This is a genomic window from Hoyosella altamirensis (assembly GCF_014191505.1).
GTDB lineage: Bacteria > Actinomycetota > Actinomycetes > Mycobacteriales > Mycobacteriaceae > Hoyosella > Hoyosella altamirensis.
Genome location: NZ_JACHWS010000003.1, coordinates 174,939 through 190,579, shown reverse-complemented (window position 1 = coordinate 190,579; position 15,641 = coordinate 174,939). Strand labels below are relative to the sequence as shown.

The window sequence follows — 15,641 nt, the reverse complement described above, 5'->3', positions numbered from 1 at the left end:
ACATGGCAGATCTGATGCACTGGTCCCGCTGGGGCAACCCAGCCCACCGCACCGAACTCCCCGAGTCCGCGTGGAAGCTGCTCGAATTAGCGTTCGGGCCGCCACGCGAGACCCCTGCGGTACCGTTCGAGTCCCTCACGCTGCCGCCCTCGGCGCTGCCGCCAGAAGCGCTCAGCGCATTCCATGAGGTGCTTGGTGACGGCAACGTACTCCTCGATGACGCGGCTCGTGTGCAGCACACGCGCGGCAAGTCCACTCCCGACTTGTTGAAGATCCGGGGTGGCGACGTCACCGACGCGCCCGACGCGGTTCTGCGGCCTGGCAGCCACAGTGACGTCACAAAGGTGCTGGAGATATGCGCTGAGCACCGCGTCGCGGTGGTCCCGTTTGGTGGCGGCACCTCGGTGGTCGGGGGGCTTGCGGCACGACGGAATGGTTTGAGCGGCGTAGTCACGCTCGACATGGCACGGCTGGATCGCCTGGTCAGTCTTGACAAACTTGCTGGCGTGGCCACCCTCGAGGCTGGGCTGCTTGGACCGCACGCTGAGGAACTTCTTGCCGCTGAGGGCTTCACCCTCGGGCATTTCCCGCAGTCCTTTGAGTATGCGAGCATCGGCGGTTTCGCTGCGACTCGGTCGAGTGGGCAAGCATCTTCGGGGTACGGACGGTTCGACGCGATGGTCGTGGGCCTTAAAGTCGCGACGCCAATCGGCACCCTCGTTCTCGGCTCGGCGCCGTCGAATGCTGCCGGGCCTGACCTCCGTCAACTCGTTCTGGGATCTGAGGGTGCATTCGGCGTCATCACCGAAGTCACCGTGCGGATACATCCCGTGCCCGACGTGCGCATCTACGAGACGTGGCGGTTCGGGTCATTCACTGCGGGCCGCGACGCGATGCGCAAGCTCACCCAGGATGGCCTGCGGCCAACAGTGATCCGTTTGTCGGATGAGGCCGAGACAGCGATCAATCTGGCGAAACCATCCGAAGTTGGCAGTTCCTCGACGGGTGGGTGTTTGATGGTTACCGGTTATGAGGGAACGGAGGAGCGCGTGGCGCGGCTCCGCGCCGCAGTCACCGCAGAACTCACGGTGCTCGGCGGTGAAGCGCTCGGTGCTGAGGATGGGCAGCAGTGGGCAGATGGCCGCTTCCACGGGCCGTATCTCCGGGACGTGTTGCTCGACCGCGGTGTACTCGTTGAAACGCTCGAAACTGCCACTTTCTGGTCGAATGTGGACGCCCTCTACAGCAGCGTGAAGTCAGCGATAGAGTCGTCGCTCAGCGATCAGGGAACCCCAGCGATCGTGCTCTGCCATATTTCGCACGTGTATGAGACGGGCGCGTCGCTGTACTTCACAGTGGCCGCACGCCAGCTGGACAACCCTCTCGCCCAATGGGAAAAGGCGAAACAGGCGGCGTCGGATGCGATGATCGCAAGCGGTGCGACGATCACCCACCATCATGCGATCGGCAGGGATCATAAGCCATGGCTCGCGCAGGAAATCGGACCAGTGGGAGTCGACATCCTGCGAGCTGTTAAGGGCCGGGTCGATCCCGCGGGCATCTTGAACCCGGGGGTGCTCATCCCATGAGGTCGTTCCATTTGCTTGTTAACCCCGCATCGGGTGGTGGCAGCGCAATCGAGGCGGTGAAGCCGGTGGCAGAACGTCTCCGAGACGCAGGCGCGAACGTCACCGTCACGTACAGCACCGGCAAAGAACGATCCCGGGAAATGATTCCTGATTCCGTCTCGCGCGGAGAGGTCATCGTGGCGGTGGGCGGCGATGGAATGGTCGGCTCCCTTGCGGGGGCGGTGGCCAAAGCAGGGGGAACGCTTGGCATCGTCCCCACCGGGCGCGGGAACGACTTCGCGCGGCAGCTGGGTTTGCCGAAAGATCCAGAAGGCGTCGCTCGCGTCCTGCTCGGCGGGAAGCCGCAGCCAGTCGACATCATCGAAGCGGCGGGGGAGACGGTTGTCGGCAGTGTGTACGCCGGTGTCGACTCTCTCGCGTCGGCTCTTGTTGACAGGGCCCAATGGCTGCCGCGTCCGCTGCAATACCCATATGCGGCGGTCCGGGCTCTTGCGACCTTTCCGCCACAGCGCTATGTCGTGACCGTGGATGGCAACCGGAGTCGATTCACGGGTTGCACTGTCGTAGTAGCGAACTCAGGTTTCTATGGCAGCGGGATGCATGTCGCTCCTCGCGCGGACCCCACCGATGGACTGCTCGATGTGGTGATGATCGCCGCTTCGTCACGGATGCGGTTAATCGCGGCGATGCCGACTGTGTACAAAGGCACACACCTCGGCCGCCCCGAGGTGATCTGGGTGCGAGGCAAAGAAGTCACAGTTGAGTGCGAAGGATCGGTTGACGCGTACGGGGACGGTGACTGGCTCGCACCGCTCCCCGTGACGGCGACAATCCGGGAACATGCGTTGCAGGTTATGCGCTGACTTGCCTCTTGGCGGAGCGGACTGCTGGGCTGCTCAGACGGGCGATCTGCGCGTGATGACGTAGGCGGCGATCCCCGCGACCAGAGCGATCAGCGCTGGGCCGCCCAGCACAATCGTTTCGAGTGGAATGTCGTTCAGCCACTGCCAGATGGCGGGCCACCAGCCCTGCCAGATGTTGACGACCGTGACCAATCCGCCAAACAGCACGAGAGTGAGTGCGACGCTCCATACCCCGGTGGTGCTCCATCGTTGGTAGACGGCACCGAAGAACATGCCGAGCAGACCGCCTGTGATGAGTACGAGTGGGACCAGCATCCACTGGGCGATGGGGACAACAGGGACTATCGTCGCCGCCCGGAAGAAGGTGAATTCTTGACCCCACCCGCCGGTGACCTCCTCGAGAGAAGCCATTATTCCCGTGGCGAGCGACAGGATGATGCTCAGCGCGGCGATGTAGAGGATCGTGCTGCAGAAGAAGGCACGCCTGGTCAGCCCGAGGCTCAGCGCGAATGGCAAGGTCTGCGCTAACGCCTGCACCCCGAATACGAACAGAAAAATTGACAGCACGATCGGGGTGGATGTGTTCATCGAGGCATCCGCATTGCCGATCGCGACGACGATCGCGTACTGGACGACGAAGATTGCAGCCAGAATCGCGGCGATCCACAGGACCATCTGCGGCAGGGTAGCGGTGTGCAGGTGCATCGACCGCTGGATGCGCTGGGTGGCTGACGTGCGGGTGAGTGTTGTCGTTGCCATTATGCTGCCCCCTTCGTGGTGGTGTGGACGACCAGTTGCTGCAATGACACGGGTTCTACGGTGAGGCCGCCGCGATGCGCGTCAGCCTTGCGCAACTCGCTGAAGGAGAGTTCAGCCGTCACTCTCGCCTGGCTGCCGAGCGTTTCCCGGGCCAGAACGGGTGCGGAACCGACGAATTCCGCGACCGATGAGGCTTCCCCGGTAACGACCGCTGCGCGGGACCGCAGGTTGTCGGCCGAATCGTCGAGCAAGATACGCCCCTTATCGATCACTATGACGTGCTCGATCAAGTTGCTTACTTCATCGATCAAATGCGTGGAGAGCACCACGGTGCGGGGATGCTCCGCGTAATCGGCGAGGAGCCGGTCGTAGAACATGTGCCTGGCCACGGCATCGAGGCCGAGATACGGTTCATCGAAAAATGTCAGCGGTGCGCGGGAGGCGAGTCCGACAATGACACCGAGTGCGGACAGCATGCCGCGCGATAGTTTCTTGACCTTTCGCTTGAGCGGCAGCTGGAAGTCGTCGAGCAAGGTATCCGCCAGTTTCTGGTCCCAATGGGGAAGCAGGTAGCTGGCCGTGGAGAGTACGTGCTTGACGGTGTAGTCGTCCGGGTACTTCTGGCTTTCCCGGATGAAGCTGATCTGTGACAGGACGCTGGCGTTCTCTGTTGGCGTTTCACCGAGTACTTCCACTGAACCGCTGGTGAGGAACTCCTGGCCGGTCATCATGCGCATCAGAGTGGTTTTACCAGCGCCGTTGCGGCCGAGAAGTCCGTGAATAGTGTTCGGCTTCAATTCGAAGCTCACGTCGTCGACTGCCAGCACGGAGCCGTATTTCTTGGTCACGGCGCGGCAGCGCGCGGCGGGTGCGGTCATTGGTTTACCTCCTGCTGGTCAAGCATCTTCTTGAGGTCGGCGAGCGAAATGCCCAGCTTGCGTGCTTCGGTGATCAGGGGTTCGACGTATTGGCGCGCGAATCCCTCCTGGCGCCGACGGCGGAGCTGATCCCGAGCGCCAGTCGTGACGAACATCCCGATGCCCCTCTTCTTGTAGAGAACCCCGTCGGCAACGAGTTGGTTCAGCCCTTTGGCGGCGGTTGCTGGATTGATGTGGTTGAACGCTGCGAGCTCATTCGTCGAAGGTGCTTGCTCTTCTTCCGCGAGCGTCCCATCAATGATCGAGTTTTCGACCATCTCGGCGATCTGCTGAAACAGCGGGCGTCCATCGTCCATCGTCACCTGCTTCCCCAAGGGGAACTGCTTAACTGCTTAAGCGGTTCATTACTGATGTAACTAACCATAGAGCTATCGGCGGCAGCCCGCAAGCGGGGCCGGAGCACTCGTGTGTGCTGGGTCCTAAGGGACAATCTTCGTGATATCGCACAACTGTGCAGGTAGCGGCAGCGGAAGTCGCGTAACGTGCACTGCATGGAACTCGTCTCGGTCTCAGTTGGAGACACTGAGTATGAGGTTCGCTGCGACGGGGATCACCGCAGTGGCGCCGTGCTGATCATCGGATCAGCAGGAGTCGCCGCTGAGTTATATGACGACCTTTGCGCGCGCCTGCACAACTCAGGTCTTCCTACTATCACTCTGCCCTACAGTCCCGGAATCGATCATCGGGCCGCGCTCGCAGCGGTAGACGCGGCGAAGGCTGCTTGGGTCAACGTAGCGGGCTACGGAGCCGGGGCCACCGTCGCATGGCAATTCGCTGCTCGGCACTTCAATCGCGTATCAAGCCTCGTGGTCCTTGGGGCCGCGCATCCGGCAGCTCCGACCGCGAATGCCCCTGCAGAGGATTCAGAGTGTCCGCCGGTCGAGGTGGGAACCACCATCATCTCGACGAGCCCCGCCGAAATGGTGCAGGCGAAAGCGAGCGGACCATTCGTGCGGGGGGACCTCCGCATCGTCTCGGCGAGCTCCGAGGGATCTTCGGGGCAGGATGTCGCGGCGATCGTTGCGACGGAAGTGGTTCTGCGTTCTAACCCCTGGTGAAATGCAGGTTTTTTGCCGTGGGTGATGTTTCCACGGCTTTCGGGTCGGGGTAGGTCCCGAGGACCCGATCTGCTGTTCCCGATGTGGTCACCGTGAACCAATAGTGCTCGTTCTTGAAGTGATGGTTACGGTGGTTGCGCCAGATCGCACGGTAGAAGCGTGATTGCGGGCGGTAGTTGCTGTGGATCAGGAAATGCGTCCACTCATAGGCGAGTCCAATTGCGCTCATTGTGAGGATGAAAGTGAGCGCCAGGCCGGGGCGCGGCAAAGCCAGGAAAGCAGCGGCTACCAGTGTGGGGATCACGAGTGTGAGCGTCTGCCATGGAATGAATATCAGCGGCACGTTCTTCGGGTCGGCATGGTGAGCCCGGTGGCTGCGCGCCAGCCGTGAATCCAGGGTTTTCCCTGCTATCGTCCGCGGCCGCCAGTGCAATACACATACGTGAATGACCCATTCGATGAACGGGAATATCGCAATGACGGCGAGCGGCACAAGGATGTCGCTCAGCTGCCAGTCACCGACCGAGATCCTCGCCACGAAAGCAATAGCGATTGTCGCGCCCAGCATCCACGGTGTGGGTTGCTGACGAAAGGTATGGGCGGCGTCGCTCAGCGAAATGAGCGAGGGGCGTGTGTCTTTAGGTCTCATCGAGCGTCCTTGATCGAGTTGAGAACTGAACTGAGGGCGAGTGTTCCAGCGGAAAGCAGGGCCTCTGCCCGTGTGCCCGCCAGTTGGTGATCATTTGCCGCGATCGCCGCGGCGAGCTGGTGGTAGGCGTCGGCGTTGCTTACTTCGGCCTCCATTACCGGCGCAAGAACGGTGATCATCGGCTCGTATGCGCTTCGCAGGCTGTTGAAGATCAGCCGGAACGCGATCGAATCAGCCGAATCGACGACGACGTCCCAGAACCTCAATGCGCGGAACTGCAAATCGACCGAGTCGGCGTTCTGGGACATTGCGTTCGCGGCGCTGTGAAGCTGTGCAGCCTGGTCAGGCGTCACGCGCTGCGCGGCGAGTTCGGCAACTTTCACGCCGACAATCTGGCGTGCCTCGACCACGCTCAGCGCGACTGCAACATCGGGTTCGCCCTGGCGGAGCAAAAGTTGCGGCAACAATTCTGGGCCCGCGTTCGCGCGATAGTCACGCACAGACGTCGCGTCCCCCTGGCGGACTTCCACAAGTCCAGCTTGCGAGAGCTTCTGAATCGCCTCCCGGATAGCAGGCCGCGAGACTCCGAACGCCTCGGCGAGGCGACGCTCGCTTGGCAGGTCATCGCCAGGGGCGAGTTCACCACTAAGAACGCGGGCAGAGATCTGGTCGAACACGGCGGCTGACGCAGACGTTCGGGCGATCGCTTCAAACATAGAAACGAGATTAGACGTCAGCCGGTAAGAGGTCAAGTGGTAAGACCACTTGACCTGATTGGGGTCGGCGACGGGGCCATCAGAGTCTTAAATACGCAGCCCGACCAGCGCATTCTCCACCACTTCGGCGATCGCTGGGTGGATCCAGAACTGGTCCCGGGCCAGCCGCTTCGGTGTGGTGCCGAATACCATTCCCTGTATCAGCGGCTGAATAACAGTGGTCGCGTGCGCTCCGATGACGTGCGCGCCGATCAGTTGCCCAGTGGAACGGTCGGCGAGCACCTTGCAAAAGCCAGGCGCGTCCTCTGTGGCCCACCCGAACGCCGTGTCCTTGTAATGATGGGTCGATTCAGCGAAGTCAATTCCCGCATCCTCTGCTTGTTCACTCGTGAGCCCAACGCTCGCGATCTGCGGATAGGTGAAGACCCCGGACGGGATGAAACGGTGATTGGCAGCCCTGGGTGACGCGGGATTGAGCAGATTGTGAGCGACGACGTGCGCCTCGTGATTGGCGAGGTGCTTCAGCTGTATCGGCGCGCAGACGTCACCAAGCGCCCAAACTCCGGCAGCTGTCGTTCGCTGATAGTCGTCAACCACCACGCGACCATCAACATGCACCGAGACACCCGCGTTCTCGAGGCCCAGATTGTCGCTGTTCGGACGCCGTCCGAGGGCCAGGAGGAGAGCATCGCCCTGCACGCGTGAACCGTCGTCCAGCACAACGGTCACCTCATCCGCTGATGACTCGACAGATTCGGCAGTCGAACACAGGCGCACGTCCCAGCGTGACCGCGCAACATCGGTGAACACACCCGAAACCGCCGCATCGTGATGGCGCAGCAGCCGCTCGCCACGAGATATCAGGGTGACGGCGCTGCCGAGCGACGAGAATATGTGTGCGAACTCGGCCGCGATGAAACCGCCACCAAGAATCACCAGACGCTGCGGAAATGTCTCAGCGCGCATGATGGTGTCTGAGGTATAGATCGGGCGCAAGTCTTTGGGAGACTCGCTGGGGCGCGGAAGACCTTCAGGCACCGTCGCCCGGGCGCCTGTAGCGATCACGATCTGATCCGCGGTGATGCGGTGTCCGCTGGACAACTCCAGCGTGCTGGGGCCGGTGAAGCTCGCGTGTTCCTTGAAGACCGTCACGTTCGGGTTGTCTTGCCTGAACTGTTCAGCAGCAGCAGCGTTGCCGTCGATTCTGGAGAAGACGCGCTTCACTATTGCCTGCCAGTCGACGCCGTGAATTTCCGCGTCGATGCCAAATCGGGAAGCACTGTCGATCGAAGCGGCCACGTCAGCGGTGTAGGCGAACATTTTCGTCGGAATACACCCGACGTTGAGACACGTACCCCCGAAACGGTTCGCTTCGATGATCGCGACTGACTTGTCGGCGAACCGGCGGTTCACGATCATGTTGCCGGAGCCCGCACCGATGATGGCGATGTCGAAATGGTCCATTCAGTGCTTCCCTCCCGCAATGCAGTGGTGAGCGCGAGGCTTCAGGATACGACTGCGGTGCTCGTGGGGATTGCGGCGCTGTCCGTGCTCGCTAGACCGTCGGTTGCAGAAATCCAGGAGAGGAACTCGTCGAGTTCACGAAAAGCTGTCTCGCGTGCGCCCTTTTGCGAGAGGAACACGTCGTGCCGTGCGCCCGGGACGGGCACGATAACGGTGCGATTGCCCATGCAGCCCGCCCATCGCGCGATCTGCCTGACATCGAGAACACAGTCCACCGAATCGATCTCAGCAACGTAGTGCGGCGAGAACCACGTCTTCGAAGACCTCAAGATCAGTGCGGGCACACCCACGTCGAGCCCACGCTGCAGGGAAAAATGCCCGCGCCGGATCGCGCGCAGCCAGCCGAACCGGGCGGGATAACCGCCGTGGGGTTTCCAGTCGAGATTGTATTCCCACTCGCCCTTGCGATCGGTATGGAGGCTGGTCCCATAGCCGTCGAACTTCGCGTCCTGCGCGATCCTCATCGGCTGGACTCGCCCGACGGCCTCGATTGCGGCAGTCCCGATGCTGCGCAGCCACCATGAGCCCTGCATGTCGAGCCATGGGCTGTTGAGAACGAGACCCCGGATCCCTGCGCCCTTTGCACCGCCGGGCTCTCTGTTCAGGCGGTCGACCCACAATGGGGCGATCAGCCCCCCTGTCGAATGCGCAGCGACGATGACGCGCGTCCCCGCATCGCCTTTCCCTGCATTGTCCCCCTGCGCATCAATACGGATGAGGCGCAAAGCCTCGTTCAGCTCTTCGTCGTAGAGAGCGAGATCTGTCACAAAGTGGGGCGTGAGACCGGGCCGCTGCGACCGGCCGCACTTTCGGAGGTCAAGCGCATAGAAGCGGTAACCCTGGGCAGCGAACCTGTCAGCAAGATGCCGCTGGAAGAAATAGTCGGAGTATCCATGGACATACAGGACAGTGCTGTGAGGTGCAGGAACAGCGTTTTCAGGCGGGACATATCGAACAAGCGTCGCAACGATCTCACCCTCGCCGTCCGGATCGGAACCGAGCTCGATCGTGTGCTGTTGGTAATAATCACCCAAAACGTCAGCACGCCATGTCGTCACACCCACACCCTATCGCGCATACTGCAGGGGAACATTTGGGGCAGGATGGTACCGCTGTGTGGGAAACCTACCCACCGGTAGTACACACTGTCAGGAGAAGGCCGACCGGCGCCGAACGACCGGACAAGAAAGTTGAGTCCAGTGGCAAAACATGACGAGCGGAAGCGGGACGACTCGACAGACCGCGCACCGACCAGCACCGAGCAGTCGGTCGATGTAGCGCTAATCGGCGCCGGAATCATGAGCGCCACGCTGGGTGCGCTGCTGAGCGAACTCGAACCCAACTGGTCAGTTGCTTTGTACGAAAGGCTGAATGCCGCCGCCGCGGAGAGCAGCGACCCCTGGAACAATGCGGGCACCGGCCACTCGGCGCTGTGCGAGCTGAACTACACGCCACAGCAGCCTGACGGCAGCGTTGCGGTCGACAAGGCCGTCGACATCAATGAGCGCTTCCAGGTGTCACGGCAGTACTGGGCATACGCCGTCGACAAGGGCATCCTCAGCAATCCCAAGGACTTCATCAACCCGATCCCGCACATGAGTTTCGTGCATGGTGAAGACAGCGTGAAGTACCTGCGCGCACGGTATGACGCCCTTGCCAGCCAGACCCTGTTCGAGGGCATGGAGTACACCGAGGACAAGCACGCGTTCTCGGAGTGGGTACCGCTGATGGCGCAAGGACGGGATTTCAGCGATCCTGTCGCACTGAACCGGTTCGATCTCGGTACCGACGTCGACTTTGGTGCTTTGACGCGTCAGCTCCTCACGTATCTGGGCGCGGCGGGCTGCGACATTCGTTTCGGCCACGAAGTGCGCGACGTGCGTAAGGAAAGCGACGGACGCTGGAAGCTGACGATCCGAAACGTCCGAACGGGTGACAAGCGCATCGTCCGCGCTCGTTTCGTGTTCGTCGGCGCGGGAGGCGGCGCGCTCTCGCTCCTTCAGAAGTCCGGAATCAAGGAAATCAAAGGTTTCGGCGGATTTCCCGTGAGCGGGCAGTTCCTGCGGTGCACTAACCCGGACCTCATCGCAGCGCACAACGCGAAGGTCTACGGAAAAGCTGCGGTCGGTGCTCCGCCGATGTCTGTGCCGCACCTCGATACGCGGGTGATCGGGGGCGATCGGGGACTCCTGTTTGGACCCTACGCGGGCTGGACACCGAAGTTCCTCAAGGAAGGCCACCTTTCGGACCTGTTCCTCTCGGTTAAGCCCAACAACGTTTTCCAGATGATGAGTGTGGGTCTTAACGAGATGGGCCTCACGAAGTACCTGGTTGAGCAGGTTCTGCAGTCGAACGACACGCGTATCGGCGCGTTAGCAGAGTTCGTGCCGGAAGCTGAAGCAAGCGACTGGGAACTCATCACTGCAGGTCAGCGCGTTCAGATGATTCGTCCGGGTAAAGAAACGAAGGGCACCCTCGAACTCGGCACCGCGATCGTGGCAGCCGAGGACGGCACGATCGCTGGTCTGCTGGGCGCGTCGCCGGGTGCCTCCACCTGTGTCTCAGCGATGCTCGAGGTGCTGGAGCGCTGCTTCGGTGACAGGTATCAGAAGTGGGAGACGGACTTGCAGGGCGCGATCCCGTCGATCGGCCAGTCGCTGAACGAGAACGCCAGTCTCTACCGTGAGGTGTGGGACTACAGCAACAAGGTTCTCAAGCTCACAACGCAAGAGGACACTGTTCCTGCTGTGCCCGAAGATGCTGAACCTGCGACATAAGAGTGTTTGTCGGCAAACGAAAGCAGTAGGTGAGCGTCCTCAGTGAGTGCCCCATGACCCACGCCGTGACTGCTGAACGAGGGTTCCCCTTCAGCGCAATCGTCGGGCAGGATCAGTTGCGCCTCGCGCTGGTTCTGTGTGCGATCCACCCCGGTATCGGTGGTGTGCTCGTCCGTGGCGAAAAGGGCACCGCCAAATCGACAGTAGTTCGCGCCCTCGCCAGGCTGCTGCCTCCCGTTCGATCACCGGACGGTCCCCGTGCGGCGCGACTCGTGGAACTGCCAGTGGGTGCCACCGAGGACCGTGTGGTCGGGTCCATCGACCTGGAGCGCGTGCTCCGCGATGGGGAACGGGCATTTCAGCCCGGTCTGCTGGCGCATGCACACGAAGGTGTGCTGTACGTAGACGAAGTGAATTTGCTGCACGATCACCTGGTCGACGTTCTGCTCGATGCGGCCGCGATGGGCAGGGTGCACGTCGAACGCGATGGTTTCTCGCACACGCATCCCGCAAGGTTCGTTCTCGTGGGGACCATGAACCCGGAGGAGGGTGAGCTTAGGCCCCAGTTGCTGGACCGATTCGGCCTGACCGTCGACGTCTCCGCTTCACGTGATGTGGGGGTGCGAGCGGAGGTGATCCGGCGCCGCCTTGACTACGAACGCGACCCCGATCGGTTCGCCGCTCGATTCGACGGGCAGGACATCGAACTGGCGGAGCGCATCGCAGTGGCGCGAGACGCGCTCGCTTCGGTCAACCTGCCTGACCGGGAGGTGCGGCGCATCGCATCACTGTGCGCGGAGTTCGGTGTCGACGGAATGCGCGCCGACCTGGTGATGGCACGCACCGCGATCGCGCACGCGGCATGGCGTGGTGGGGTCGAAGTAGGAGAAGGCGATGTCCGCGCTGCCGCGGAACTCACCCTGCCGCACCGGCAGCGGAGGGACCCCTTCGACGAGCCCGGTCTCGATCAGAACCAGCTTGACGACGCGATGACGAAGGCAGCCCAGGATGCGGAAGCTGGGGGGCCCGAGCCTGACCCGGATGACCCCGGCCCAGACGATCCCGGCCCAGACGGCCCTGGCCCAGACGGCCCTGGCCCCGAAGACCCGGGCCCGCCGCCTTCTGGCGGACAAACTCCTCCCGACGGCGACCCGGCTGCCGAGAGTGCAGATGACCGCGGCACTGAAGGTCCCTCAGGCAACGCGCCCGAGCGCAGCTCCGCGCCTCCTCAGGGTTCGTTCCGGGCACGTCTGCTCGAGATACCCGGAACCGGAGAAGGGGCGCCCGGGCGTCGTTCGCGTGCACGGTCCCAGCGAGGACGGATTGTGCGTCCTGCGGCGTTTCGCGGGCGGGCGTTGCATGTACCAGCGACGATTCTCGAAGCCGCGGCGCAGCTGCCGAGCCGCGGCCGCTTCTCAGTGCGGCCCAGAGACTTGCGGGGCGCCGAGCACGAAGGCAGGGAAGGCAACCTCGTAGTGTTCGTTGTCGACGCCTCGGGCTCGATGGCGGCCCGTGACCGCCTTTCAGCCGTGACGGGAGCAGTCATTTCCCTGCTTCGTGACGCTTACCAGCGCCGAGACAAGGTGGCAGTGATCACTTTGCGGGGCCGTCAGGCTGAACTCGTCTTGCCTCCTACATCGTCGATTGATATCGCGGTTCGCCGCCTCGATGCGCTGCGCACAGGCGGTCGCACGCCACTGGCTGAAGGTCTTCTCAAAGCACGCGAGGTGGTGTTGCGCGAGCGTATCCGTGACGCGCAGCGACGCGCACTCGTGGTCCTCCTGACGGATGGGCGCGCCACTGCGGGAACGGAACCGGTGAAACGAGCGCACCGGGCCGCAGGGCTTGTGGTGGGCGCGCGGATTGCGTCCGTCACCGTGGACTGTGAACATGGAATGGTCCGCCTCGGGCTGGCGGCCGATCTTTCCCGTCATCTCCAAGGTGGGTACGTGCGGCTGGCCGAGCTTTCAGCGGATGCTGTCACGGGTGTTGTCCGCGCAGCCGCATAGTCTGGCAGCCAGCTCAGTTGGCAGTACTCGTGACGAAAGGATGCCGATGCCGAAGGGTGTGCCCGTTGCTGGAACCGTTCCCGACGATGGGCTGACGACACGTGAACGCCGGAATTTACCGGTCCTCGCGGTTCATACCGGCCCCGGCAAGGGCAAATCAACTGCTGCGTTCGGAATGGCATTGCGCGCGTGGAATCAGGGCTTCAATGTTGGCGTCTTCCAGTTCGTGAAGAGTGCAAAGTGGCGCGTTGGGGAAGAAGCTGCACTGCGCGCCCTCGGCGATCTCTACACCACTACAGGGCAGGGCGCTCCCGTCGAGTGGCACAAGATGGGTGAGGGCTGGTCGTGGATCCGAAAGCACGGCGACAACGCTGATCACGCGGAGGCTGCCCGGGATGGCTGGCGCGAGATCCAGCGCCGGCTCGCGGCCGAAACACACCGGTTTTACGTCCTCGACGAATTCACGTACCCGCTGAAATGGGGCTGGGTCGACGTCGGAGAGGTCGTCGATACGCTGCGGAGCCGACCAGGCAGACAGCATGTCGTGATCACTGGGCGCGATGCACCGCAGGAACTCATCGAAGCTGCCGACCTGGTGACAGAAATGACGAAGGTGAAGCACCCTATGGACGCTGGCCGCAAGGGCCAGCGGGGTATCGAGTGGTGACCATCCCCGCCGTTGTTCTGGCCGCGCCCTCGTCCGGTAGCGGAAAAACAACACTGGCCACTGGGATCATGGCGGCGCTGCGGGCTTCAGGACTACGCGTCGCGCCGTTCAAGGTCGGACCCGACTACATCGACCCTGGGTACCATTCGCTCGCCACAGGACGGCCGGGACGCAATCTCGATCCTGTGCTGACCAGACCGGAGCTCGTCGGCCCCCTGTTCCAGCATGGCTCTGTCGGGTGCGATATCGCCATCGTCGAAGGGGTGATGGGGCTATTCGACGGGCGCATCGGCTCCGCTGAGCTAGCCGAGGGCTCGACCGCTCAGGTAGCTGCGCTGCTCGGAGCCCCAGTCGTACTGGTTGTTGATGTTCGCGGGCACAGTCAGAGTCTGGCCGCGCTGCTGCACGGGTTCGCGACTTTCGATCCGAGGGTCCGGATCGCCGGAGTGATACTCAATCAAGTGGGAAGTGATCGCCACGAACACGTCCTGCGTGAAGCATGTGACCGCGCTGGAATGCGTGTTCTCGGCGTTGTGCCGCGTGATGGCGAGGTTTCGCTGCCGTCACGGCACCTAGGGCTCGTGACGGCTGCCGAGCACGGAGGCGCAGCGGACGTGGCTATCCGCGCGATGGGGGAATTAGCGCGCTCGTGCATCGATCTGCCAGGTCTCCGGCAGATCGCCCGGTCTTCGGTGCTGGCTGAGGCATGGGACCCCGGTGCTGCCCTGGGGGAGAGCAGCGGAGCTGCACATCAATGCCGCCCCCTGATCGCTGTGGCGAGTGGGCCTGCCTTCACGTTCCGGTACGCGGAGCACGACGAGCTGCTGCGCGCAGCGGGAGCGGACATTGCCACCTTCGACCCGTTGTCCGATGGTCTGCCGGACGGCACCACCGGGATCGTACTGCCAGGTGGTTTCCCAGAGCTCCACGCGGCAGCGCTTGCGGAAAACGTGGCGCTGCTGAGCCAGGTGCGCGACGCAGCGGCGGCTGGGGTGCCTGTGGTCGCCGAATGCGCAGGTTTGCTCTACCTCGCTCGCAAGGTTGATGCGTACCCGATGGCGGGCGTCATCGCCGTTGATGCGGTGTTCGGCAAGCGCCTGGTTCTCGGGTACCGAGACGCCGCAGCGCTGTCCGACTCCGTCACATTCCGTGCGGGCGAACGCGTCACTGGACACGAATTCCACCGGACGCATTTACTAGAAGCTGAGGGAACGGACGCGGCGTGGGGGTGGCGGGACCACGCAGGCGCGTTAGTTCGTGAAGGATTCGTCGGTAAGTCAGTTCATGCGTCGTATCTTCACACTCATCCGGCCGGTCATCCGTCAGCAGTTGCGCGTTTCGTTGCGGCCGCGCGAGCGACTCAGCCAGTGGCGCATCCGCGAGCAGCGTCCGCGCCGTGACCGTTCCCGCCACGATTGCCGCAGCAGGGATCGGGGTATCGCTGCGCGCTCAGGCCGACGACGTCACGACGATGCTCCGGGGCTTGGCCGAGCAGGCCGGGATCGTCACCTTCGACGCGGTGGGCACGCTGGACCAGCGGAAACACCTGCCCGCGCTCGTTGACGGCGTGCAGAACTTCGGGCTCATCGCGGTTAAGGGTTTCGCTGCGGCGGTCCTCGACGACATTCCCGTCCCGCACCCCAGTCTGCGCGTCGCATCTCACACTGGCACGGCCAGCGTTGCCGAGGCCGCGGCCATCTGTGCTGCGCTGCGGTATGCGGAGGCGGTTGCTCACACGGAATACGTACTCGGTGAGAGCTGCGTCTACGGAACGTGCTGCGACTCGGCGTGGCGGAAGGACCTCATTCCGGTGATGGCGGCGCTGGGCCCCGATGTGCATGCCTGTATACATGTCCGCGTCCCAAAAACAACAGGAAACCTCGTGACCGGCGCTGTCGCTGTCGCGAGCTGGAGGCACCCCTGACGCTTCTGTGCGCAAACTCGCAGAATTTCCGCGCGGATGCTGCACGTCTGTGCACACAACGGGTACGCACGGCCGCACGCCGGAGCCTCGCATTATGGACGCTTTGTTCGCCGCACTAGTGTCTATACCCGTAGTTGCAGACGTAATCGCGGTTGGTGGCGAATAACC

General features: G+C 62.8%; 15 protein-coding genes. 8 read left to right on the top strand and 7 right to left on the bottom strand.

The genetic code is table 11. The features are described from left to right. The first annotated feature begins 2 nt into the window (after window positions 1-2). Window positions 3-1,589, top strand: a complete 1,587-nt coding sequence (locus FHU29_RS14960) for an FAD-binding oxidoreductase (RefSeq protein ID WP_064440512.1) — start codon at window positions 3-5, stop codon at window positions 1,587-1,589. Further along, window positions 1,586-2,452 carry a diacylglycerol/lipid kinase family protein gene (locus tag FHU29_RS14955; RefSeq protein ID WP_064440511.1) on the top strand — a complete coding sequence of 289 codons (867 nt, stop codon included), beginning with the start codon at window positions 1,586-1,588 and terminating at the stop codon, window positions 2,450-2,452. The genes FHU29_RS14960 and FHU29_RS14955 overlap by 4 nt, the downstream gene beginning before the upstream one ends. A 33-nt stretch (window positions 2,453-2,485) precedes the next feature. Here the strand turns inward: FHU29_RS14955 and FHU29_RS14950 are convergent, their stop codons facing one another. Genes FHU29_RS14950 through FHU29_RS14940 form a run of 3 tightly spaced genes read right to left on the bottom strand, consistent with a single transcriptional unit; the run spans window position 2,486 to window position 4,445 of the window. Next, complete coding sequence (locus tag FHU29_RS14950) at window positions 2,486-3,211, bottom strand: hypothetical protein (protein WP_064440510.1); 726 nt, start codon at window positions 3,209-3,211, stop codon at window positions 2,486-2,488. Beyond that, window positions 3,211-4,089 carry an ABC transporter ATP-binding protein gene (locus tag FHU29_RS14945; protein ID WP_064440509.1) on the bottom strand — a complete coding sequence of 293 codons (879 nt, stop codon included), beginning with the start codon at window positions 4,087-4,089 and terminating at the stop codon, window positions 3,211-3,213. The genes FHU29_RS14950 and FHU29_RS14945 overlap by 1 nt, the downstream gene beginning before the upstream one ends. Then, window positions 4,086-4,445: a GntR family transcriptional regulator gene (locus tag FHU29_RS14940; RefSeq protein ID WP_064440508.1), complete on the bottom strand. Its 360-nt coding sequence runs from the start codon at window positions 4,443-4,445 to the stop codon at window positions 4,086-4,088. The genes FHU29_RS14945 and FHU29_RS14940 overlap by 4 nt, the downstream gene beginning before the upstream one ends. 195 nt (window positions 4,446-4,640) lie before the next feature. Between FHU29_RS14940 and FHU29_RS14935 the strand changes: the two genes are divergently transcribed. Then, entirely contained in the window at window positions 4,641-5,207 is a 567-nt protein-coding gene (locus FHU29_RS14935) for a hypothetical protein (protein ID WP_064440507.1), read from the top strand. On the opposite strand, the gene FHU29_RS14930 is transcribed toward FHU29_RS14935, so the two are convergent. The 4 genes from FHU29_RS14930 to FHU29_RS14915 form a co-directional block, all read right to left on the bottom strand. Continuing rightward, on the bottom strand, window positions 5,194-5,856 hold the full coding sequence (locus FHU29_RS14930; RefSeq protein WP_064440506.1) for a sterol desaturase family protein: 663 nt from the start codon (window positions 5,854-5,856) through the stop codon (window positions 5,194-5,196). The genes FHU29_RS14935 and FHU29_RS14930 overlap by 14 nt on opposite strands. Beyond that, window positions 5,853-6,572, bottom strand: a complete 720-nt coding sequence (locus tag FHU29_RS14925) for a FadR/GntR family transcriptional regulator (protein ID WP_064440505.1) — start codon at window positions 6,570-6,572, stop codon at window positions 5,853-5,855. Before FHU29_RS14925 ends, FHU29_RS14930 begins: the two co-directional genes overlap by 4 nt. Before the next feature lie 87 nt (window positions 6,573-6,659). Next, window positions 6,660-8,036 (bottom strand): mycothione reductase, encoded by a 1,377-nt coding sequence (locus tag FHU29_RS14920; protein ID WP_064440504.1) that lies wholly within the window; start codon window positions 8,034-8,036, stop codon window positions 6,660-6,662. 41 nt (window positions 8,037-8,077) lie between these two features. After that, the gene (locus FHU29_RS14915; RefSeq protein ID WP_064440503.1) at window positions 8,078-9,154 is read right to left on the bottom strand and encodes an alpha/beta hydrolase; all 1,077 of its coding nucleotides are present in this window, start codon (window positions 9,152-9,154) and stop codon (window positions 8,078-8,080) included. 141 nt (window positions 9,155-9,295) lie between these two features. Here FHU29_RS14915 and mqo point away from each other — a divergent pair, with 141 nt between their 5' ends. Genes mqo through FHU29_RS14890 form a run of 5 tightly spaced genes read left to right on the top strand, consistent with a single transcriptional unit; the run spans window position 9,296 to window position 15,473 of the window. Next, window positions 9,296-10,873 (top strand): malate dehydrogenase (quinone), encoded by a 1,578-nt coding sequence (gene mqo, locus FHU29_RS14910; protein ID WP_074390867.1) that lies wholly within the window; start codon window positions 9,296-9,298, stop codon window positions 10,871-10,873. 53 nt (window positions 10,874-10,926) lie between these two features. Next, window positions 10,927-12,882, top strand: a complete 1,956-nt coding sequence (locus FHU29_RS14905; protein ID WP_064440502.1) for a magnesium chelatase subunit D family protein — start codon at window positions 10,927-10,929, stop codon at window positions 12,880-12,882. Between the two features lie 46 nt (window positions 12,883-12,928). After that, a complete protein-coding gene (gene cobO / locus FHU29_RS14900; RefSeq protein WP_064440501.1) occupies window positions 12,929-13,549 on the top strand; it encodes a cob(I)yrinic acid a,c-diamide adenosyltransferase in 621 nt (206 codons plus the stop codon). Further along, on the top strand, window positions 13,546-14,949 hold the full coding sequence (locus FHU29_RS14895) for a cobyrinic acid a,c-diamide synthase CobB (RefSeq protein WP_157095120.1): 1,404 nt from the start codon (window positions 13,546-13,548) through the stop codon (window positions 14,947-14,949). The genes cobO and FHU29_RS14895 overlap by 4 nt, the downstream gene beginning before the upstream one ends. Beyond that, window positions 14,946-15,473 (top strand): cobalamin biosynthesis protein, encoded by a 528-nt coding sequence (locus tag FHU29_RS14890; RefSeq protein ID WP_064440499.1) that lies wholly within the window; start codon window positions 14,946-14,948, stop codon window positions 15,471-15,473. The genes FHU29_RS14895 and FHU29_RS14890 overlap by 4 nt, the downstream gene beginning before the upstream one ends. The last annotated feature ends 168 nt before the right edge of the window (window positions 15,474-15,641 follow it).

Coding starts and splice junctions, on each gene's coding strand:
- FHU29_RS14930 (WP_064440506.1), bottom strand. CDS start 5,856: ATGAGACCTAAAGACACACGCCCCTCGCTCATTTCGCTGAGCGACGCC.
- cobO (WP_064440501.1), top strand. CDS start 12,929: ATGCCGAAGGGTGTGCCCGTTGCTGGAACCGTTCCCGACGATGGGCTG.
- FHU29_RS14925 (WP_064440505.1), bottom strand. CDS start 6,572: ATGTTTGAAGCGATCGCCCGAACGTCTGCGTCAGCCGCCGTGTTCGAC.
- FHU29_RS14935 (WP_064440507.1), top strand. CDS start 4,641: ATGGAACTCGTCTCGGTCTCAGTTGGAGACACTGAGTATGAGGTTCGC.
- FHU29_RS14920 (WP_064440504.1), bottom strand. CDS start 8,036: ATGGACCATTTCGACATCGCCATCATCGGTGCGGGCTCCGGCAACATG.
- FHU29_RS14905 (WP_064440502.1), top strand. CDS start 10,927: ATGACCCACGCCGTGACTGCTGAACGAGGGTTCCCCTTCAGCGCAATC.
- FHU29_RS14940 (WP_064440508.1), bottom strand. CDS start 4,445: ATGGACGATGGACGCCCGCTGTTTCAGCAGATCGCCGAGATGGTCGAA.
- FHU29_RS14955 (WP_064440511.1), top strand. CDS start 1,586: ATGAGGTCGTTCCATTTGCTTGTTAACCCCGCATCGGGTGGTGGCAGC.
- FHU29_RS14945 (WP_064440509.1), bottom strand. CDS start 4,089: ATGACCGCACCCGCCGCGCGCTGCCGCGCCGTGACCAAGAAATACGGC.
- FHU29_RS14950 (WP_064440510.1), bottom strand. CDS start 3,211: ATGGCAACGACAACACTCACCCGCACGTCAGCCACCCAGCGCATCCAG.
- FHU29_RS14960 (WP_064440512.1), top strand. CDS start 3: ATGGCAGATCTGATGCACTGGTCCCGCTGGGGCAACCCAGCCCACCGC.